Genomic DNA, 20,554 nt, shown 5'->3' with positions numbered 1-20,554 from the left:
GCGGGCTGGTCAAGGGATGCGTTCAGAATGTCCCGCCAGCCTGGCGGACCTGGTTTATGGGGTCGGTTTGTCGATTCATATCGCTACTAAAACATAACGGAGCATAAGGTGAGTGTGAGCCAACATCGCCGGAAAGATGCGCCTACTGTCCGTCAGCGCTGGTCAACGCTGGCCGTCACGGCACTGGGCCTGCTGCTCGCGCAGCCGGCCGCATATGCCGCGGGGTTCGGGCAATTGCGGGTTCAGTCGAATCTGGGGCAGCCGCTGCAGGCTGAGATCGACATCAGTGGGGTCAGTGCCGAAGAGGCCGCCGGGCTCAATGTCAAGCTGGCGTCGCCATCGGCGTATGCCGCGGCCGGGCTGACCTACCTGCCTGCCGTCAGCAGCCTGCGGCTGGAGGTGGAGCGCCGCCCGAACGGCAGCTATGTGGCCAGGGTCCGCTCCAGCCAGCCGATCAGCGAGCCCTTTGTCGACATCCTGGTCGACATGAGCTGGGCCAGCGGCAAGGTCTCACGCGCCTATACCTTCCTGCTTGACCCTGCCGGGGCCAAGCCTTCGAACCAGACCTTTTCGCCAGCGACGGTGATGCAGGCGGCGACGCCGGATGCGGCGGCACCGGCACCCGCACCCGCCATTGCGCCGCAGCCTGCGCCGGCGCAGCAAGCTGCACCCGCCGCGGCTGCCGAGGCAGCCAGGCCAGCCGCGCCCGCGCGCCCGGCCCGCCAGAGCGCGAAGCGAGCGCCGGCGCCAGCCGCCAGCGGCAGCACCGAAATGGCACCCGGCGGCGGCTACACCGTGCAGCGCGGCGACACGCTCTACGCCATCGCCGGCGAAGCCGTGCAAGGCCAGGAATCGGTCTCGCTGGACCAGATGCTGGTGGCGCTCTACCGCAACAACCCCAACGCCTTTATCGGCGGCAACATGAACCGGCTGCGCAGTGGCGCGGTGCTGCAGGTCCCGACCCAGCAGCAGGCGCAAGCCGTCGCACCCAAGGCCGCCCGCCGCGAGGTGGTGGCGCGCACACAGGGCTTCGATGCTTACCGCAGCCGGCTGGCCAGCGCTGCCGCGGCCAAGTCGGTCGTGCCCGACAGCGGCCGCCAGCAGTCCGGCAACGTGACTGCCCGGGTGCAGGAGCAGGCCGCCCCGACCGACGGCCCGCGCGATGAACTGAAGCTCAGCAAGGCCGCGCGTGGCGCGCAGGCCGACGCCGCGGCCAAGGCCGAAGCAGGCGTCGCGCGCGAGCGTGAACTCAAGGAGGCGCAAGCCCGCCTGGCGCAGCTGGAAAAGAACGTCGGCGACATGCAGAAGCTGCTCGAGCTGAAGAACGCCGAGATCGCCAAGCTGAGCCAGGCCAACCAGACGGTGCTGGCCGAGAAGGAAAAGGCTGACGCCGCGGCCAAGGCCGCGGCGGCGGCGCCGACAGTGGTGGCGGCCCAGCCGCCGAAGGCCGATGCCGTGGCCCCGGCCCCGGTCGCTGCCGCCGCCGCGACGGCTGCGGCGACCGCAGCCAGCGCCCCGGCAACGGCCGGCGCCAGCGCCGCGGACGCCGTGGCGCTGGCGCCGGCCTCCGCCGTGGCAGCCGTCCCGGCCTCGCAGCCGGCCGCCGCCGTCCCTGCCAACGCTGCGCAGGACGCGGCCCCCGCATCGGCCCCCGCAGCCAAGCGCCCGCCGGTGGTGGTGGCCCAGCCCGCGCCGGTGCCCGAACCGTCGTTCATCGATGGCCTGCTGGCCAACCCCATGCTGCTGCCCGGCGGTGGCCTGCTGGTGGCGCTGCTCGGCGTCTATGCGATCTACCGCCGCCGCCGCCAGCAGCAGAAGGCGGGCGAGGCGACCGGCTTCGGCGACAGCATCCTGTCGCAGGAAAGCACGGTGATGGCCGGTGCCAATTCGCTGTTCGGCACGGCCGGGGGACAGAGCGTCGACACCTCGCAGCACAGCGTGTTCGGCGCGGACTTCCGCATCGGCAACAACACGCCGGAAGCCAACGAAGTCGACCCGATCGCCGAGGCCGAGGTCTATATCGCTTATGGGCGTGATGTGCAGGCGGAGGAGATCCTGCGCGAAGCCCTGGAGAGGAACCCGGAGCAGCAGCCGGTGCGGCTCAAGCTCCTGGAGATTTACAGCAACAGACAGGATGTGGAAGGTTTCCGCGTGATTGCAGAAGAAATGTTCGCCCAGACCGGCGGACACGGGGCGGAATGGCTGAAGGCAGCAGAAATGGGGCGCGCGCTCGAGCCGGGCAACGCGCTCTTCCTGGCGGTGACGCCCGAAGCGGCGGGGCCGGATACGACATCGCCGGCAACCGACCAGTGGCGCACCCAGGACCCGTCGCAGAATCCGGCCTCGATCGCGCGGCTGGAGCCGTCGCTGGGTGACCTGGCGCTGCCGCTGGATGCCTTCCCGGCCCCTGCGGCCGGCGAGCCGATCGTGGCGCCTGCTTCCGCGGCGATGGTGTTTGGCGCTGACGCGCACGACGCCGGCGAGCCGGTGCGCCTGGATCTCGGCCTGCCCGGCACCGGCGTCGACCCGCTTGCCGACGACGTGCCCACCCTTGACACGCCGACCCGCGGCCGTCCGCTGGAGTTCGACATGTCGGGGCTGTCGCTTGACCTGGGCAGCGCCGCGCAAGCCGACGCCCGCGGCAAGGATGTGCTGGACGAGGCCACCATGCCGCTGCCCGCCACCACCATGCTGCGCGACGGCAAGCTGGCCGAGCCGATTGACCTGTCGCGCGTGGCGCCTGAGACCGGCGGCGACCTCACGCACGGGGGGGCGCCGAGCACGCTGTCGGTCGACGGCGTGGACGGCGGGCGGGACATGCAGATCAAGCTTGACCTGGCTCGTGCCTATATCGAGATCGGCGACAAGGAAGGTGCGCGCGAACTGCTGCAGGAAGTGGTCGAACAGTCGCAGGATCCGCTGCAGGCGGAGGCCCGTTCGCTGCTGCTGGAAGTGGCCTGAGCTATCATTGACGGTCCGGCCGCGGCACGCGCTGTCGCGGCCTGAAGCGATGCGCCGGAAGCGTCCCTTCCGGCGCATTTGCTTTTTCGGCGGACCGGGCGTGAACCACTGCGCCTGGACGTACCCGCCGCCTTGCCTGATCCCCTGATATGAATCGCATCGCTCTTGGCCTGCACTACGACGGCGCCGCCTTTTCCGGCTGGCAGTCGCAGCCGCACCGCAATACCGTGCAGGATCACCTGGAAAACGCCATCGAGCGCTTTGCCGGGGTGCGCCTGCTGACCACCGTGGCGGGGCGCACCGATACCGGCGTGCATGCGCTCGGCCAGGTCATCCACCTGGACACGGTGCTTGAGCGCGAGCCATTTTCCTGGGTGCGCGGCGTCAACGCGTTCCTGCCGCCGTCGATCGCGCTGCAATGGGCGCTGCCGGTTGACCAGGGTTTCCACGCCCGTTTCCTGGCGTTCGAGCGCATGTACTACTACGCGCTCTACACCGGGCCGCACCGCGTGCCGCTGGTGCACGGCCGCGCCGGCTATCAGATGCTGCCGCCGGGCCAGCGGATGGATGTCGACGCCATGCGCGAGGCCGCCGCGTGCCTGCTCGGCGAGCATGATTTCTCTGCCTTCCGCGCCGCCGAATGCCAGGCCAAGTCGCCGGTCAAGACCATGTACGACGTCACCATCAAGGATGACGGCAACTGGGTGTTCCTGCGCTTTCGCGCCAGCGCCTTCCTGCACCACATGGTGCGCAACCTGATGGGCTGCCTGGTGGCGGTGGGGCGCGGACGCTACCCGGCGCAGTGGCTGGCGCAGGTGCTGGCCGGGCGCGAGCGCAAGCTGGCGGCGCCGACCTTCATGCCGGACGGCCTCTACCTGGTCGGCGTCAAGTATCCTGATCCTTACCAGATCCCCGCGGCCGATCCGTCCGCGAGCCTGTTCCATGGAGTGTTCGATGACGCAGCCTGAGGCCGCCGAAGGTAGCACGGCGGGCAGCACAGTGCACATACCGGCCCGCACCCGCATCAAGATCTGCGGCCTGACGCGCGAGGACGACGTGCGCGCCGCCGTGGACGCCGGCGCCGACGCCATCGGGCTGGTGTTCTACCCGAACAGCCCGCGCTACGTCGACGTGGCGCGCGCCGCGGCGCTGGCCGAGGCCGCCGGGCCATTTGTGGCGATCACCGGGCTGTTCGTCAATGCCGACCTGGAAGACATCGCCCATGTGGCCGAGCGCGTGCCGCTGACGCTGCTGCAGCTGCACGGCGACGAGACCCCGCAGTTCTGCTCGCAGGCGTCGCAACGCTGCCGGCTGCCGTTCCTGCGCGCCGCCCGTGTGCGCCAGGGCCTCGATTTGGTAGAATTTGCCGATCAATACCGTGATGCCGCTGCCTTGCTGCTCGATGCCTTCGTCGAAGGCTACGGCGGTGGCGGCCACGTCTTCGACTGGACCCTGATTCCCCCGGCATGGCTTCCGCCTACTCCCCCGGTACTAGCTACCGGCAACCCGAACGCAAGCGGCGCTCCTCGCATCGTTTTGAGTGGTGGGTTGAACGCGCAAAACGTCGCTGGCGCGATTGAACGCGTGCGGCCCTACGCTGTGGACGTCAGCAGCGGGGTAGAGGCCGCCAAGGGCGTGAAGGACCACGCCCGCATCGCCGCGTTCGTGCGTGCTGTGCGCAGTGCCGAGGCAGGATGAGCCGGGCCGTCTCCCGTGTCTTTCCCCATGCCGCCCGTGGCCTGCCGCATGCGCGCACACGCATCGCAGTCAACCATGCGCCCTTGCCGGATGAGGCAAGGCCGCTGTTCCGAAGAGTCTAGACATGTACGACTTGCCCGATTCCCGTGGCCATTTCGGCCCCTATGGCGGCACCTTCGTGTCCGAAACACTGGTCCACGCGCTCGATGAGCTGCGCGAGGCCTATGCGCGCTACCAGAAGGATCCGGAGTTCGACGCCGAATACCGCCGCGAACTGAAGCACTTTGTCGGCCGCCCGTCGCCGATCTACCACGCGCAGCGCTGGAGCGAGACGCTCGGCGGCGCGCAGATCTACTTCAAGCGCGAAGACCTGAACCATACCGGCGCGCACAAGATCAACAACGTGATCGGCCAGGCGCTGCTGGCCAAGCGCATGGGCAAGCCGCGCGTGATCGCCGAGACCGGGGCAGGGCAGCATGGCGTGGCCACGGCCACCATCGCCGCGCGCTTCGGCATGGAGTGCGTGGTCTACATGGGGGCCGAGGACGTCAAGCGCCAGGCCGCCAACGTCTACCGCATGAAGCTGCTGGGCGCCACCGTGGTGCCGGTGGAAAGCGGCTCGCGCACGCTCAAGGACGCGCTCAATGAAGCCATGCGCGACTGGGTCACCAACGTCGAGAACACCTTCTACATCATCGGCACCGTGGCCGGCCCGCACCCGTACCCGATGATGGTGCGCGACTTCCAGTGCGTGATCGGCGAGGAAGCCAAGGTGCAGATGCCGGAAATGACCGGCCGCCAGCCCGATGCCGTGATCGCCTGCGTGGGTGGCGGCTCCAACGCCATGGGCATCTTCTACCCGTACATCGAGCACCAGGACGTGCAGCTGATCGGCGTGGAAGCCGCCGGCGACGGCCTGGACACCGGCCGCCATGCGGCTTCGCTGACCGGCGGCACGCCGGGCGTGCTGCACGGCAACCGCACCTACCTGCTGCAGGACGCCAACGGCCAGATCATCGAGACGCATTCGGTGTCGGCCGGCCTGGACTACCCGGGCGTGGGCCCCGAGCATGCCTGGCTCAAGGACAGTGGCCGCGCGCAGTACGTGCCGATCACGGATGAAGAAGCGCTCAAGGCCTTCCACGACTGCTGCCGCATCGAGGGCATCATCCCCGCGCTGGAATCGAGCCACGCCATCGCCTATGCCTGCAAGCTGGCGCCGACGCTGCCCAAGGACAAGCTGCTGCTGGTGAACCTGTCCGGCCGCGGCGACAAGGACATGCACACCGTGGCCGAGCGCGCGGGGCTCAAGCTCTGATGCGCGCGCTGCCTCCGACCGGACTTTCCGTGGGCGGCGCAGGCGCGCCGGATGCGTCCGGCGCGCCCGATTCCGCCCAGTTGCGCCTGTTCCAGGAAGACATGTTCGAGGGCATTGCCCGCCTGCCGGACGGCTCGGTCGACCTGATCGTCGCCGATCCGCCCTACGGGCTGGGCAAGGACTACGGCAACGATTCCGACCTGCTGTCGGGCCAGGAGTATCTCGACTGGTCCGAGCGCTGGATGAACGCGGTCGTGCCCAAGCTCGCGCCCAGGGGCACGCTCTACCTGTTCTGCACCTGGCAGTATTCGCCGGAGCTGTTCGTGATGCTCAAGCGGCGGCTGACCATGATCAACGAGATCATCTGGGACCGCCGCGTGCCCAGCATGGGCGGCACCACGCGCAAGTTCTCGTCGGTGCACGACAACATCGGCTTTTTTGCCCGCGCGCGCGACTACTACTTTGATCTCGACCCGGTCCGCATTCCCTACGACCCCGAGACCAAGAAGGCGCGCAGCCGTCCGCGTTTCGAAGGCAAGAAGTGGCTGGAGGTGGGCTACAACCCGAAGGACCTGTGGAGCGTGTCGCGCATCCACCGCCAGGACCCGGAGCGCGCCAACCATCCGACGCAGAAACCGCTGGAGATCGTCGAGCGCATGGTGCTGTCAAGCTGTCCGCCGGGCGGCCTGGTGCTGGACCCGTTCGCCGGCAGCGGCACCACCGCGGTGGCCTGCCTGCGCCACGGACGGCGCTTTGCCGGCTTCGAGATCAATCCGGAGTATGTGCAGGTGGCGTGCGATCGCGTGTCTGCCGCCGCCGCGGCCCTTGCCGTCACGAATGCAGCGGCCGAGCCTGCCGCCACCCCAACCCTGGCCGCCGCCAACGACGATGTCTCGCCGGCGCCGCGGCCTCACCTGATTCCCTGATATGTCCCGTATCCAGAAGACGTTCGCGGCACTGGCCGCGCAGCAGAAGAAGGGCCTGATTCCGTTCATCACCGCCGGCGATCCAGAGCCCGGCCTGACCGTGGCGCTGATGCATGCGCTGGTGGCGGGCGGCGCCGACGTGATCGAACTGGGCGTGCCATTCTCGGACCCGATGGCCGACGGCCCGGTGATCCAGCGCGCCTCCGAGCGCGCGCTGGCGCAAGGCGTGTCGCTGACCCAGGTGCTGCAGTGGGTGCGCGAGTTCCGCCAGACCAATGCCGACACCCCGGTGGTGCTGATGGGCTATGCCAACCCGATCGAGTGCATGGGCGAGCAGGCCTTTGCCACTGCCGCGCGCGAAGCCGGCGTGGACGGCGTGCTGGTGGTCGACTATCCGCCCGAGGAGTGCGAGTCGTTCGCCACGCTGATGCGCGACAACGGCATGGACCCGATCTTCCTGCTGGCGCCGACCTCGACCGATGCCCGCATCGAGGCCGTGGCGCGCGTGGCCAGCGGCTACCTGTACTACGTGTCGCTCAAGGGCGTGACCGGCTCGGCCGCGATTGACCTGCACAGCGTGGCGGCGCGCCTGCCGCTGATCAAGCAGCACGCCAACCTGCCGGTGGGCGTGGGCTTCGGCATCCGCGACGCACAGACCGCGCGCGCGATCGGCAGCGTGGCCGATGCCGTGGTGATCGGCAGCCGCCTGGTGCAGCTGCTCGAGGACACGCCGCGCGAACAGGCAGTGGCGACGCTGCAGGCGTTTATCGCCGGGATCCGCCAGGCGCTGGATAGTTGAAGTGATGTAATGCCGGCCTGGTGGCGCTTAAAAAGTGCGTCAATGCGCTCAAATCGCGCGTTGCGCTTCGAGGTCAGGGGGCCGGCATGGTAAATTCGCGGGTTGATTCCCTGCCATCTGCCAACAGGCGTCCCGACACCGGGCTTGCCGGCGGACCGCAGTCATCCGAAAGGAGCTTTCATGAGCTGGTTGGATAAACTCCTGCCCCCCAAGATTCAACAGACCGACCCCAGCACCCGCAAGGGCATCCCTGAGGGGCTGTGGGTCAAGTGCCCGTCGTGCGAGTCCACCCTGTACCGGACCGACGTCGAGGCCAACCTGCACGTCTGCCCCAAGTGCGACCACCATATGCGCATCGGCGCCCGGGCGCGCTTGGACGGGCTGCTGGACGCCGAAGGCCGCTATGAGATCGGCCAGGAGATCGTGCCGGTCGACGCACTCAAGTTCAAGGATTCCAAGAAGTACCCGGACCGCATCAAGGCCGCCATGGACGACACCGGCGAGACCGATGCCATGGTGGTGATGGGCGGCGCCATCCACACCATCCCGGTGGTGGCGAGCTGCTTCGAGTTCGAGTTCATGGGCGGTTCGATGGGCTCGGTGGTGGGTGAGCGCTTCGTGCGCGGCGCGCAGGCTGCGCTGGAGCAGAAGGTGCCGTTCATCTGCTTTACCGCCACGGGCGGCGCGCGCATGCAGGAAAGCCTGCTGTCGCTGCTGCAGATGGCCAAGACCACCTCGATGCTGAACCAGCTGAGCGCCGCCAGGCTGCCGTTCATCAGCGTGCTGACCGACCCGACCATGGGCGGCGTGTCGGCCAGCTTCGCCTTCCTGGGCGACGTGGTGATCGCCGAGCCCAAGGCGCTGATCGGCTTTGCCGGCCCGCGCGTGATCGAGCAGACCGTGCGCGAGAAGCTGCCGGAAGGCTTCCAGCGTTCGGAATTCCTGCTGACCAAGGGCGCCATCGACATGATCGTCGACCGCCGCAAGATGCGCGCGGAACTGGCGCAGCTGCTGGCGCTGCTGCAGAAGCAGCCGGCCGACGCGGTGGCATAACAACGTCTGCATGGCAGATCAAGGGCGCGGGTGGTTGACGCGCCTTTCGCTTTTCTTGGCTGCCCCGGTCGCTATATCGGGGCCGGGCGCAAGCCTGGCCTTGACTTTGCCGCTGGCTGGCCAAATCTGGTAGCAACAGCTTTTCCTCGCACTCCACATGCCCGTCTTCCATACGCTCCCCGAATGGCTTGCCCATCTCGAAACCGCCCATCCCGTGGGCATCGACATGGGCCTGGCGCGCATCACGCGCGTGAAGGAGGCTCTCGGGCTGCGCATCGACGCCGTGGTGTTCACGGTGGGCGGCACCAACGGCAAGGGCTCTACCTGCGCGATGCTCGAGCGCATCCTGCTGGAGGCCGGCTACAAGGTGGGCTGCCATACCTCGCCGCACCTGATCTCGTTCAACGAGCGCGCCCGCATCAATGGCGAGATCGCCACCGATGCGCAGTTGCTGCCGCATTTCGAGGCGGTCGAGCGCGCCCGCACCAGCTTTGCCGACCCGATCAGCCTGACCTATTTCGAGTTCACCACGCTGGCGATCATCCATGCCTTCGCCGCGGCCGGGCTCGACGCGATGATCCTCGAGGTGGGCCTGGGCGGGCGCCTGGACGCGGTCAACGTGATCGATACCGATTGCGCGATCATCACCAGCGTCGACATCGACCATACCCAGTACCTGGGTCACACGCGCGACGAGATCGGCTTCGAGAAGGCCGGCATCTTCCGCCCAGGCGTGCCGGCCATCTGCGGGGACCCGGTGCCGCCCAAGTCGCTGGTGGCGCACGCCGAAGCGGTCGGCGCCGAATTGTGGCTGGTCGGCCGCGATTACCATTTCCAGGCGGCCAAGGGCCAGGAGCGTCAGCAGTGGGACTGGAGCGGCGGCGGCCGCAAGCTCAACGGCCTGGGCTATCCGGCGCTGCGCGGCGCCAACCAGCTGCTCAATGCGGCGGCCGCGCTGGCTGCGCTGCAGGCAATGCGCCCGCGCCTGCCAGTGAGCGCGCAGGAGGTGCGCAACGGGCTGGCCTTCGTCGAACTGCCGGGCCGTTTCCAGGTGCTGCCGGGCCGTCCGGCGGTGATCCTCGATGTGGCGCACAATCCGCATGCGGCGGCCACGCTGGGGCAGAATCTGGAGAATATGGGGTTCTTCCGCTACACCTATGCCGTATTCGGCGCGATGCAGGACAAGGACATCGCCGGGGTGCTGCAGCATGTGGCCGACAAGGTCGACCACTGGTGCCTGTGCGACCTGCCGACCGACCGCGCGGCCAGCGCCGCGGACCTGCTGTCGAAGCTGGAAGCCGGCGGATTCCGCCCCGGCCCGGACGCCACTGCGGCCTGCTTTTCCAGCCCCGAGGCGGCATTCCGCGATGCCATCGAGCGAGCCACCGAGAATGATAGAATTCTGGTCTTCGGATCGTTCTATACCGTCGCCGGCGTGATGGCCTATCGTGCCACGCAGGCTAACTGAAGCAGGCGCCCCGGCGCCCGCTGAACTGGCAACCCCGGCGGCCTTGGCCGATCAATGAGCGGCAAACGCAACGAGCGGCCCCACAGGGCCGTCGCACCGAACCAATCTATGGGCCTGCTTTCGCTGTTTTCTTCCCGCAAGGGCAACGACCCGGCACCCGAGCGTGCGCGGCGCCAGCGCACCGACACGGGTGCAGGCATTGCCTCGTCGCGCCGCCTGGCCGACGAGTATGCCGACGACACGCTCGACCCCGAATTCCCGCAGAAGCAGCGTGCGCGCCGCCGCCTGATCGGCGCCGTGGTGCTGATGGTGGCCGCCGTGATCGTGCTGCCGATCGTGTTCGAGACCAAGCCACGGCCGGTTTCAGAGGACGTCTCGGTCAAGGTCGCAGGCGGGCAGGGGGCGCAGAAGCCCCGTGTCGAGCCGCGCAAGGCCGACCCCCTGCCGCCCGCGCCGGCGGCGCAGGCCGCGCGAAATGATGCCGCGGCGCTGGACGCGGGTGAGGAAATCGTCAGCACGCCGAAACCTGCGGCCACTGCCGCCGCCGAGAAGCCCGCACAGCGCGCCGAGGCCAAGCCGGAAGCGAAGCAGGGCAGCGGCAAGTACATGATCCTGATCGGCGCCTTCTCCTCCGAAGAGCGCGCGAAGGGCTGGCTGGCCAAGCTCAAGGCAAGCAAGGTCCCGGCCTATGTCGAAAAGAAAGTGCTGGCCGATGGCGAGCGCATCCTGCTGCGTGCCGGCCCCTTCAGCGACCGTGATGCCGCCGACGCCGCCGACAAGCGCGTGCGCGCGGTGGGACTGACCTCGAAGGTCGTGGAACAGTAAGGCGAGCACGGCCGGCGCCTGTGCCCGGCCGCAAGAGAACGATGCAGCCGACTTTCTTCGACTATGCCGTGGTCTTCATCCTGCTGGCCTCGGGCGTGCTCGGCGTGCTGCGCGGCCTGGTGCGCGAGGTACTGGCGCTGATCGGCTGGGTGGTGGCGTTCTGGGTGGCGTTCCGCTATGGCGCGGTGGCCGCGGGCTGGATGCCTGAGTCGATCCCTGGCGGCGAGCTGGCGCGCCATGCGCTGGGCTTCGTGGTGCTGCTGATCGGCACCGTGCTGGGCGCCTCGCTGGCCGGCATGGTGGTCGGGCAGTTGCTGGAGAGCACCGGGCTCAAGCCTGCCGACCGCGGGCTGGGACTGATGTTCGGCCTGCTGCGCGGCGTGCTGCTGGTGATGGTGATGGTCACGCTGGCCAGCCTGACGAAATTGCCGGAAGAACCGTTCTGGCGCGACGCGGTGAGCCGCCCCTATGTGATGCAGGCCATGGAATCCGTGAAGCCATGGCTGCCGCCGGAGCTGGCGAAGTACGTCAAGACATGAAACCGGGCATGGTGCCCGGTCGGTAGTACGCAGGCCTTTGGGTCCGGGGGATTTCCGGACCAGGCTGCGCCCCCTGATTCAAAGCCTTTCCTGGGAGCTTGGCAATGTGCGGTATCGTCGGTGTGGTTTCAGCCACGCCTGTCAACCAATTGATTTACGACAGCCTGCTGTTGTTGCAACATCGCGGACAGGATGCTGCCGGCATCGCCACCGCCAACGGCAGTACTTTCCACATGCACAAGGCCAACGGCCTGGTGCGCGATGTCTTCCGCACCCGCAATATGCGCAGCCTGCCCGGCGCCGCAGGTATCGGCCAGGTGCGCTATCCGACCGCCGGCTCGGCATCCAGCGAGGAAGAAGCGCAGCCGTTCTACGTGAACGCGCCTTATGGCGTGATCCTGGCGCATAACGGCAACCTGACCAACTGGGAACAGCTGCGCGAGGAGATGTTCCGCCGCGACCGCCGCCACATCAACACGCATTCGGACACCGAAGTGCTGCTGAACGTGCTGGCCGATGAGCTGCAGCGCGCCAGCAACGGCATGGCGCTGGACCCGGACACCATCTTCACGGCGGTCAGCGGCCTGCACCGCCGCGTGCGCGGCTCTTACGCCATCGCCGCGCAGATCGCCGGCTACGGCATGCTGGCGGTGCGCGACCCGTTTGGCATCCGCCCGCTGTGCCTGGGCAGCGTCGAGACCCCGACCGGCAAGGAATGGATGGTGGCATCCGAGTCCGTGGCGCTGGAAGGCATCGGCTACAAGCTCGAGCGCGACGTGGCGCCGGGCGAGGCCATCTTCATCGACCTGGACGGCAAGCTCTACACCAAGCTGTGCGCCGAGAACGCGGTGCTGACGCCGTGCATTTTCGAGTACGTCTACCTGGCCCGCCCGGATTCGTGCATCGACGGCGTGCCGGTCTATGACGCGCGCCTGCGCATGGGCGACTACCTGGCCGAGAAGATCCGCCAGGAAGTGTCGGCCGGCGACATCGACGTGGTCATGCCGATTCCCGATTCCAGCCGTCCGGCCGCGATGCAGGTGGCCAACCGCCTGGGCGTGAATTACCGCGAAGGCTTCTTCAAGAACCGCTACGTCGGCCGCACCTTCATCATGCCCGGCCAGGCGGTGCGCAAGAAGTCGGTGCGCCAGAAGCTCAACGCCATGGGCGTGGAGTTCAAGGGCAAGAACGTGCTGATCGTCGATGACTCGATCGTGCGCGGCACCACCTCGTTCGAGATCGTGCAGATGGCGCGCGACGCCGGCGCCAACAAGGTGATCTTCGCCTCGGCCGCGCCGCCGGTGAAGTACCCCAACGTGTACGGCATCGACATGCCGACGCGCAGCGAGCTGGTGGCCCATGGCCGCACGCACGAGGAGATCGCGAAGATCATCGGCGCGGACAAGCTGGTGTACCAGGACGTGGAAGCGATGAAGCAGGCCGTGCGCGACATCAACCCGGCGCTGAAGGACTTCGATGCTTCGTGCTTCGATGGCCGCTATATCACCGGCGATATCGACGAGGCCTATCTGGAGCGCCTGGAAACGGCGCGCAGCCAGGCCGACCGCGACGGCACCAATGGTGACACCGAGCGCTCGCAACTGCACCTGCAGCGCTCCGGCGGCAACGAGTAAGCCGCGCCGCGCGAGTCTGCCCGTTCGTGCGCGTTGACTAACGCGAAGCCCGGCCGTAACATGGCCGGGCGTCGATTTGATAGTCAGCTTGCGGACGCGGGTACAGCCCGAAACAGCTAAAGAGATGGCGGTCAGCAACGATTTCCGATGCGCAGAGCGTTTGCCGCACTGGGGTTCCCGGAAGCCTGCCGCCTCAGCCTGAAGCCGAAGGCCATTCGCAGAACAGCAAGCCCGTCGATCCGACCACCCGATCGCACGGGCTTTTTTCATGGCCGCGCGCCGCTCCACCGGACCGGTGCGCAGCTTGTCGAAACCATCGCATTCGCGCGGGTACGACCGCGCCACCAGCATGAACGAACCGCTCAACCCCGAATCGCTCGGCATCGACACCCTTGGCGTGCGCGCCGGCACGCTGCGCAGCGAATTCATGGAGCACTCCGAGGCCATATACCTGACCTCGAGCTTCTGCTTCAACAGCGCGGCCGAGGCCGCCGAACGCTTCGCCAACTCGGAAGAGGGCTTCACCTACTCGCGCTTCACCAACCCGACGGTGTCGATGTTCCAGTCGCGCCTGGCTGCGCTGGAAGGCGCGCAGGCCTGTATGGCGACCGCCTCGGGCATGAGCGCGATCCTGTCGGTGGTGCTGTCTTCGATGCAGGCGGGCGACCACCTGGTCAGCTCGCGCGCGATCTTCGGCTCGACCATGACGCTGTTCGGCAATATCTTCTCGAAGTTCGGCGTGGAGACCACCTTCGTCGACCCGAGCGACCTGAACGCGTGGCGTGCCGCGGTGCGCCCGAACACCAAGCTGTTCTTCCTGGAAACGCCGTCGAACCCGCTGACCGAAGTGGCCGACATTGCCGCCGTGGCCGACATCGCGCACGACGCCGGCGCGCTGCTGGTGGTCGACAACTGCTTCTGTTCGCCGGCGCTGCAGCAGCCGATGAAGTTCGGCGCCGACATCGTGGTGCATTCGGCCACCAAGCATATCGACGGCCAGGGCCGCGTGCTGGGCGGCGCGGTGCTGGGCACGCACGACTTCATCATGGGCAAGGTGTTCCCGTTCGTGCGCACCGCCGGCCCGACGCTGTCGGCATTCAACGCCTGGGTGCTGCTCAAGGGCATGGAGACGCTGGCGATCCGCATGGAGCGCCATTCGGCCAGCGCGCTGGCGCTGGCGCAGTTCCTGGAATCGCACCCGGCGGTGGCGCGCGTGTTCCACCCGGCGCTGAAGTCGCACCCGCAGCATGAGATCGCCATGCGCCAGCAAAGCGGCGGCGGCGCGATCGTGTCGTTCGAACTGAAGGGCGCCACGCCCGAGCAGCAGCGGGCCAATGCCTGGCGCGTGATCGACCACACCCGGCTGTGCTCGATCACCGGCAACCTGGGCGACACCCGCACTACCATCACGCACCCGTACACCACCACGCACGCGCGCGTGAGCCCCGAGGCCAAGGCGGCCGCGGGCGTGGGCGAAGGGCTGATCCGCCTGGCGGTGGGGCTGGAGTCGGTCGAGGACCTGAAGGCCGACCTGCTGCGCGGCCTGGGCGACTGAGGGCTTACTGCGCAGGCTGTGCTGGTTGTGGCGGCGGCGGCGGCGGCGCGGGTTCGTCGCTGCCGGCCACGGCCTTCACGCCTGCGGCCGTGACGTCGTAGGTGGTGCTGACCGCGGTCGTCGCCACGCTGACGGCGGCTGATCCGACGGTGGCCACCGTCGACACCGCGGCACTGCCCACAGCCATCACCATGCAACCGGCCAGTGACGCCGCGGCGCATGCGGCCGCCAGCGCCAGGACGGTGCGCTGCAAGGTGGCGGAATCTCCGCTATCGTTGCGCACGCTACGACGCAATCCGAGAAATCGATATGGCATGGACACTGCTGGCCCTGGCAGGGCTGTTCGAGGTGGTGTGGGCGATCGGGCTCAAGTACACCGAAGGTTTTACGCGGCTGGTGCCCAGCGTCATCACGCTGATCGGCATGGCCATCAGCGTGGTGCTGCTGGCGCTGGCGCTGCGGCATATTCCGGTCGGGACCGGCTATGCGGTCTGGACCGGCATTGGCGCGGTCGGCACCGCGATCCTCGGCATCATACTCTTCAATGAGCCCGCCACCGCGGCGCGGCTGGCCTGCATCGGCCTGATCGTGTGCGGAATTGCCGGGCTCAAGCTGGTGGGCAGCGCCTGAGGCCCGGCAGCAGCCTTCGCGCCCCTTCTTCATTGTGAAATGGTTTCTTAGCGCAGCAACCGCCGGCGCAGCAGCACGAGGCACACCACCAGCGCCAGCACCGCATAGGCGCCCAGCACCGCCAGGTGCAGGCCGACATCCTCCGACGGACGGCCCAGCATCAGTGGCCGGATCAGCGCCACTGCATGCGCCAGCGGCAGCACCTTGGTGGCTGCCTGCACGCCTTCGGGCAACTGTTCCAGCGGGAAGAACACGCCGGACAGCAGCAGCATCGGCGTCATCACCAGGGTCTGGTAGAACATGAAGAAGTCGTAGCTGGGCGCCAGTGCGGTGACGATCATCGCCAGCGCGGCAAAGGCAATGCCGGCCAGCACGATCACCGGCAGCGCCAGCAGCGCGCCGGGCATCTGCGCATAGCCGAGCGCGCCCGCCACCAGCATGATGGCCAGCCCGGACAGCACCGCCTTGCTGGCGGCCCAGGCGATTTCGCCCAGCACCACGTCGCCCAGCGTCAGCGGGGCATGCATGATCGCTTCCCAGGTGCGCTGCACGTGCATGCGTGAGAAGGCCGAATACATCGACTCGAAGCTGGCCGACATCATCACGCTGGACGCGGTGGTGCCGGCGGCCAGGAAGGCGATATACGACACGCCGTTGACCTGGCCCACCATCAGCCCCAGCCCGAGGCCGAGGCCGAACAGGTAGATCATGGGGTCGGCGAGGTTGCCGATCATCGAGGGGATGGCCAGCTTCTTCCACACCATGTAGTTGCGGTACCAGACCATCATCCAGTTGCGCAGGTTGCGCGGCAGCAGCGGCTGCGGATAGCGCTGGCGCGATGCCGTGGCGGCGCGGCTGCCGGTGGCGACGGCAGGGGAGGTATCGGTGGTGTCCGCGCGGGGATCCTGTTCGCTCATGTCAGTCCCTCGGTTCAGTCCCGCATCTCGCGGCCGGTCAGCTTGAGGAACACGTCCTCGAGGTTGGCCGGGCGGTGCAGGTAGCGCACGCCGTTCCTGCCGTGCAGCGCCGCCAGCAGCGGAGCGGGCTCGCGCACATAGCAGAACAGCGTCTCGCCGCTCATTTCCGTACGTTGCGCCAGCGGCGTCAGGCTGCCGCGCAGCGTGTCCAGTTCATCGCCATAGACCTCGACCACGTCGCAGCCGATCTGGCTGTCGATCAGCTCGTGCGGCTTGCCTTCGGCAATCTTGCGCCCGCCGTCGATCACGCACAGGTAGTTGCACAGCCGTTCGGCCTCTTCCATGAAGTGCGTGGTCAGCAGGATGGTCTTGCCGCTGGCCATCAGCGACTTCAGGCGCTCCCAGATCAGGTGGCGCGCCTGCGGGTCCAGGCCGGTGGTGGGCTCGTCCATCACCAGCAGGTCGGGGTCGTTGATCAGCGCGCGTGCCACGGTCAGGCGCCGGCGCATGCCGCCGGAGAGGTCGCGCACCTGCGCATCGGCGCGGTTTTCCAGCCGGGCGAATTCCAGCAGCATCGGCACGCGCCGCTCGATCTCGGCCGACGACAGCCCGAAGTAGCGCCCGAAAATGCGCAGGTTCTCGATCACCGAGAAATCCGGGTCGAGGTTGTCGAACTGCGGCACCACGCCCACGCGCATGCGCGCCTGCGGGGCACGCTCGGGGATGGGTTCGCCGCACAGCGTGAGCGTGCCGGCCATGGGTGTGGTCAGGCCCAGCAGCAGGCGCAGCGTGGTGGTCTTGCCGGCGCCGTTGGGGCCCAGCAGGCCGAAGCACTGGCCGCGAAATACCTGGAGGTCGAGGTCGTCGACCACGACCGTGTCGCCGTATTGCTTGCGCACCTTGCGCAACTCTAGGATGGCAGTCAAGGCAGGGTCCGGTGTGGCGCCGCACGGGCGCAATATCCGCCATTATGCCGGTCATCGGCGCAACGCTCAGGTGGCGCAGTGCAGCAAAAGCCGCGGCCGCAAAGCGCAGTGGGGCTGGCCTGGCGCGCGGACATAAAAAAACCGCCAGCGAACTGGCGGTTTTTCTTGCCCGGCGGTACCAGGCGGCGAAGCGTACTGGATCAGTACATCTTCTTCGGCAGCATCTGCATGCGCAGGCGCTTGCGCAGACGTGCTTCGGCGGCCTTCTTCTTGCGCTTGCGCTCGGTCGTCGGCTTCTCGTAAGCGGTGCGGCTCTTGAGTTCAACGATCAGGCCAGTCTGCAGAATGGCGCGACGGAAACGCCGCATCGCAACTTCAACGGGCTCACCGGGTTTCAAGACGATCTTAGTCAATTCAGTCCTTTAGGGGATTGCCGCACGGGCGGCTGGTTCACATGGGGGGAAACTGCGGTCGCCGGAGCGACTGGTATTGCACGCCGGGCTAATGCCCTGGTGCGCCCCCGCGAACCTGAAAGATGTGGACGTTTCAGTCCGTGCAACCAGTGTCAGGGGTGATAGCGCCAGGTCCTATACAACTGGAGTCTGACAGTACCGGTTTCCATGAATGCTATACGCCCGTAACTATGGCATGTATACGACGCGGCTGTCAAGAATGCAGTGCAATGCGCGCGCGGGCGCAGCACCGGAAATCGCCGTTAGTCTACTTTGGCGCACTTTATGCCGCCGCTTGCGTGGCACAATCTGGCTGCGCTTCCGCCGCTGCAAGGCAAGAGCGCCCACCATGACTGAGCCGCGCCAACCCGACGCGATCCCAGCCCCGACCCCACCGTCGAGCCGGTGCATGCGCGGGCGCAGGGCGAAGGCACCGGCGCGCGCTTCGTGGTCACGCTGCCGCGCGGCAACCCTCCGGTGCTGGAACCGGAAGCGCCCGGCTTGCCGGCCTGAACCCGAGAACCTTTCAAGGAGCCGACGCGTCATGCCATTCGAGTTTTCGCCCACGGTGCTGCTGGTGGAAGACGAGCCTCATATCCGCCGCTTCGTGCGCGCGGCCCTGCAGGACGAGGGCTGCGCCGTGCATGAGGCCGAATCGCTGCAGCGCGGACTGATCGAGGCGGGCACGCGCCAGCCGGACCTGGTGATCCTGGACCTGGGGCTGCCCGATGGCGACGGCGTGTCGATGATCGGCGACCTGCGCACCTGGACCGAAGTGCCGGTGCTGGTGCTGTCGGCGCGCACCGACGAGGCCGGGAAGATCCGCGCGCTCGACGCCGGCGCCGATGACTACCTGACCAAGCCCTTCGGCGTGGGCGAGCTGGTGGCGCGCCTGCGCGTGCTGCTGCGCCGCCATGTGCGCGCCGGCGCGCAGGGGCGGGCGCAGGTGGCCTTCGGCGAGATCGCCGTGGACCTGGCCAACCGCCAGGTCACGCGTGCGGGGGAGCCGGTGCACCTGACGCCGATCGAGTTCCGGCTGCTGGCGGTGCTGCTGGCGCATCGCGGCAAGGTCATGACCCACCGCGAACTGCTGCGCGAGGTGTGGGGGCCGTCGCATGCCGACAGCAGCCAGTACCTGCGCGTCTACATGGGACACCTGCGGCACAAACTGGAAGCCGACCCGGCCCAGCCTGCCTACCTGCTGACCGAGATCGGGGTGGGTTACCGCTTCGCCGGCTGATCGCCGGGTTACTCCCAAAACACTTTCTTGCCGATCGCGCGCCGCGTGATGAGGCCGGCGCTCGCCCCGCTCGCGTTCACTCCCGGTAAACCCGCAACGACGTCGAAATCGTTTGACGGGTAAATTCAACGTAATAAACTATTATTCATAAATATGAATTCAGGCAGGAGCACCGAATGCAAGACCAACCCGTCTATTTCATTTCGACCGACGACGTCGAGGGTTACCAACCCGCCAACCATGTCGGCACCCTCAACCGCCGGCTGATCGGGCCCGAGACCGTGGGATCGCGGCACCTGGAAGTGATCCACGGCACCATCGAGAAGGGCAAGGGCGCGCTGCCGCATGCGCATCCCGGCATCGAGCAGGTCTGCTACGTGCTGGAAGGCCGCGCCGTGGCCGAGGTCGGCGGCCAGCGCAAGGAGCTGGGCCCGGGCGACTGCTGCTTCTTCCCGCCGGACCAGATGCATGTGTTCACAGTCATCAGCGAGGAGCCGGCCAGGATCCTGGTGATCTATTCCCCGCCGTACGAGGAATCCCCCGAGCGCGTGATACGGCCCGCATAAGACGCGGCTGGTCACGGCAAGGGATTGAACAACTACAGGAGACAACCACCGTGAAGTCCTTCAAGAACGCCTTTGCCAGCCTGGTGCTCGGGTGCACCGCGGCGCTGGCCGCCACCCCGGCGCTGTCGGCCGATGAATTTCCGTCCAGACCGCTGCGCCTGGTGGTGCCGTTCGCTGCCGGCAGCGGCACCGATGCCGTGGCTCGCCTGACCGCCAAATACCTGGGCGAGGCGCTGCAGCAGCCGGTGGTGGTGGACAACAAGCCCGGCGCCAACGGCACCATTGCCGCCGAGTTCGTGGCCAAGGCCCCGGCCGATGGCTACACGCTGTTCATGACCACCAACACCACGCATTCGGCCAACCCGTCGCTGATGAAGCAGCTGCGCTATGACCCGGTCAAGGATTTCACGCCGGTTTCGCGCATGGGCAACCTGCCGTTCATGCTGGTGGTCAACCCGGCGCTGCCGGTCAAGACGCTGCGTGAGTTCATCGACTACGCCCGTGCGCATCCGGGCCTGAGCTATGCCAGCGGCAACAGCACCGGCATCGTGTCGGGCGCCACGCTGTCGAAGATGGCCGGGCTGAAGATGCTGCACGTGCCGTACAAGAGCACGCCGCCGGCGATGACCGATGTGATGGGCGGCCAGGTGCAGGCGATGTTCGTCGACTTTGCCGCGGGCATCGCCAACGTGCGCGCCGGCAAGCTGCGTGCGCTGGCGGTGACCACCGCGCAGCGCAGCGCGCTGCTGCCCGACCTGCCGCCGCTGGCGAGCGTGCCGGAGCTGAAGGGTTTCGACGTGACCTCATGGAACGCCGTGTTCGCGCCGGCCGGGGTGCCGGCGCCGGTGGTGCAGCGGCTCAATCGTGAACTGGTTGCCATTGCCACCAGCAAGCAGCATGCGCAGCAGTTCCACGCGCTGGGCTTCGAGCCGTTCGGCAGCACGCCGGCCGAGCTCAGCCAGTTTGTCGTGGCCGAGCTGCAGAAGTGGTCGCGGCTGGTGCAGGAGGCAGGCATCCAGCCGGAATAGGCGACGAACAGGCAACGAA

Annotated in this window: 20 protein-coding genes; 16 read left to right on the top strand and 4 right to left on the bottom strand. The window is 67.6% G+C overall.

Features of this window, described 5'->3' with window-relative positions; translation table 11 throughout:
* Window positions 1–108 precede the first annotated feature (108 nt).
* The 12 genes from A3A5_RS0104605 (at window position 109) to A3A5_RS0104550 (ending at window position 14,776) form a co-directional block, all read left to right on the top strand.
* A complete protein-coding gene (locus A3A5_RS0104605) occupies window positions 109–2,961 on the top strand; it encodes a FimV/HubP family polar landmark protein (protein ID WP_026200449.1) in 2,853 nt (950 codons plus the stop codon).
* A 149-nt stretch (window positions 2,962–3,110) separates the two neighbouring features.
* Window positions 3,111–3,929, top strand: a complete 819-nt coding sequence (gene truA / locus A3A5_RS0104600; protein ID WP_018309450.1) for a tRNA pseudouridine(38-40) synthase TruA — start codon at window positions 3,111–3,113, stop codon at window positions 3,927–3,929.
* Window positions 3,916–4,659, top strand: a complete 744-nt coding sequence (locus A3A5_RS0104595) for a phosphoribosylanthranilate isomerase (protein WP_018309449.1) — start codon at window positions 3,916–3,918, stop codon at window positions 4,657–4,659. Before truA ends, A3A5_RS0104595 begins: the two co-directional genes overlap by 14 nt.
* A 124-nt stretch (window positions 4,660–4,783) precedes the next feature.
* Window positions 4,784–5,977 (top strand): tryptophan synthase subunit beta, encoded by a 1,194-nt coding sequence (trpB, locus tag A3A5_RS0104590; protein WP_018309448.1) that lies wholly within the window; start codon window positions 4,784–4,786, stop codon window positions 5,975–5,977.
* Window positions 5,977–6,903: a site-specific DNA-methyltransferase gene (locus A3A5_RS0104585; protein WP_018309447.1), complete on the top strand. Its 927-nt coding sequence runs from the start codon at window positions 5,977–5,979 to the stop codon at window positions 6,901–6,903. The genes trpB and A3A5_RS0104585 overlap by 1 nt, the downstream gene beginning before the upstream one ends.
* A 1-nt stretch (window position 6,904) precedes the next feature.
* A complete protein-coding gene (trpA, locus tag A3A5_RS0104580; protein ID WP_018309446.1) occupies window positions 6,905–7,702 on the top strand; it encodes a tryptophan synthase subunit alpha in 798 nt (265 codons plus the stop codon).
* A 180-nt stretch (window positions 7,703–7,882) separates the two neighbouring features.
* On the top strand, window positions 7,883–8,755 hold the full coding sequence (accD, locus tag A3A5_RS0104575) for an acetyl-CoA carboxylase, carboxyltransferase subunit beta (RefSeq protein ID WP_018309445.1): 873 nt from the start codon (window positions 7,883–7,885) through the stop codon (window positions 8,753–8,755).
* A 157-nt stretch (window positions 8,756–8,912) separates the two neighbouring features.
* Window positions 8,913–10,223, top strand: coding sequence for a bifunctional tetrahydrofolate synthase/dihydrofolate synthase (gene folC / locus A3A5_RS0104570; RefSeq protein WP_018309444.1), 1,311 nt, complete (start codon window positions 8,913–8,915; stop codon window positions 10,221–10,223).
* 108 nt (window positions 10,224–10,331) lie between these two features.
* Window positions 10,332–11,048 carry an SPOR domain-containing protein gene (locus A3A5_RS0104565; protein WP_018309443.1) on the top strand — a complete coding sequence of 239 codons (717 nt, stop codon included), beginning with the start codon at window positions 10,332–10,334 and terminating at the stop codon, window positions 11,046–11,048.
* Between the two features lie 41 nt (window positions 11,049–11,089).
* Window positions 11,090–11,587, top strand: coding sequence for a CvpA family protein (locus A3A5_RS0104560; RefSeq protein ID WP_018309442.1), 498 nt, complete (start codon window positions 11,090–11,092; stop codon window positions 11,585–11,587).
* Window positions 11,588–11,691: 104 nt separating this feature from the next.
* A complete protein-coding gene (gene purF / locus A3A5_RS0104555) occupies window positions 11,692–13,221 on the top strand; it encodes an amidophosphoribosyltransferase (RefSeq protein ID WP_018309441.1) in 1,530 nt (509 codons plus the stop codon).
* A gap of 349 nt (window positions 13,222–13,570) precedes the next feature.
* Window positions 13,571–14,776: an O-succinylhomoserine sulfhydrylase gene (locus A3A5_RS0104550; RefSeq protein ID WP_026200448.1), complete on the top strand. Its 1,206-nt coding sequence runs from the start codon at window positions 13,571–13,573 to the stop codon at window positions 14,774–14,776.
* A 4-nt stretch (window positions 14,777–14,780) separates the two neighbouring features.
* On the opposite strand, the gene A3A5_RS0104545 is transcribed toward A3A5_RS0104550, so the two are convergent.
* Window positions 14,781–15,029, bottom strand: a complete 249-nt coding sequence (locus A3A5_RS0104545) for a hypothetical protein (RefSeq protein ID WP_018309439.1) — start codon at window positions 15,027–15,029, stop codon at window positions 14,781–14,783.
* Window positions 15,030–15,085: 56 nt separating this feature from the next.
* On the opposite strand from A3A5_RS0104545, the gene sugE reads away from it, so the two are divergent.
* Window positions 15,086–15,406 (top strand): quaternary ammonium compound efflux SMR transporter SugE, encoded by a 321-nt coding sequence (gene sugE / locus A3A5_RS0104540; RefSeq protein ID WP_018309438.1) that lies wholly within the window; start codon window positions 15,086–15,088, stop codon window positions 15,404–15,406.
* A 47-nt stretch (window positions 15,407–15,453) separates the two neighbouring features.
* On the opposite strand, the gene A3A5_RS0104535 is transcribed toward sugE, so the two are convergent.
* The 3 genes from A3A5_RS0104535 to rpsU form a co-directional block, all read right to left on the bottom strand.
* On the bottom strand, window positions 15,454–16,323 hold the full coding sequence (locus tag A3A5_RS0104535; protein WP_018309437.1) for an ABC transporter permease: 870 nt from the start codon (window positions 16,321–16,323) through the stop codon (window positions 15,454–15,456).
* Window positions 16,324–16,337: 14 nt separating this feature from the next.
* Window positions 16,338–17,249, bottom strand: coding sequence for a nodulation factor ABC transporter ATP-binding protein NodI (gene nodI, locus A3A5_RS0104530; RefSeq protein WP_026200447.1), 912 nt, complete (start codon window positions 17,247–17,249; stop codon window positions 16,338–16,340).
* Between the two features lie 200 nt (window positions 17,250–17,449).
* Window positions 17,450–17,662 (bottom strand): 30S ribosomal protein S21, encoded by a 213-nt coding sequence (gene rpsU, locus A3A5_RS0104525; protein ID WP_010814647.1) that lies wholly within the window; start codon window positions 17,660–17,662, stop codon window positions 17,450–17,452.
* Between the two features lie 583 nt (window positions 17,663–18,245).
* Between rpsU and kdpE the strand changes: the two genes are divergently transcribed.
* The 3 genes from kdpE to A3A5_RS0104500 all read left to right on the top strand — a co-directional run bounded on the left by kdpE (window position 18,246) and on the right by A3A5_RS0104500 (window position 20,535).
* Window positions 18,246–18,941, top strand: coding sequence for a two-component system response regulator KdpE (gene kdpE / locus A3A5_RS0104510; RefSeq protein ID WP_018309434.1), 696 nt, complete (start codon window positions 18,246–18,248; stop codon window positions 18,939–18,941).
* 176 nt (window positions 18,942–19,117) lie between these two features.
* The gene (locus A3A5_RS0104505; RefSeq protein WP_018309433.1) at window positions 19,118–19,507 is read left to right on the top strand and encodes a cupin domain-containing protein; all 390 of its coding nucleotides are present in this window, start codon (window positions 19,118–19,120) and stop codon (window positions 19,505–19,507) included.
* A 50-nt stretch (window positions 19,508–19,557) separates the two neighbouring features.
* A complete protein-coding gene (locus tag A3A5_RS0104500) occupies window positions 19,558–20,535 on the top strand; it encodes a tripartite tricarboxylate transporter substrate binding protein (RefSeq protein WP_018309432.1) in 978 nt (325 codons plus the stop codon).
* Window positions 20,536–20,554: the final 19 nt, after the last annotated feature.

The sequence above is a fragment of the Cupriavidus sp. UYPR2.512 genome, from assembly GCF_000379565.1.
Classification (GTDB): Bacteria; Pseudomonadota; Gammaproteobacteria; order Burkholderiales; family Burkholderiaceae; genus Cupriavidus.
Note: the sequence above shows the minus strand (reverse complement) of the source record. Positions and strands in the feature narration are given on the sequence as shown.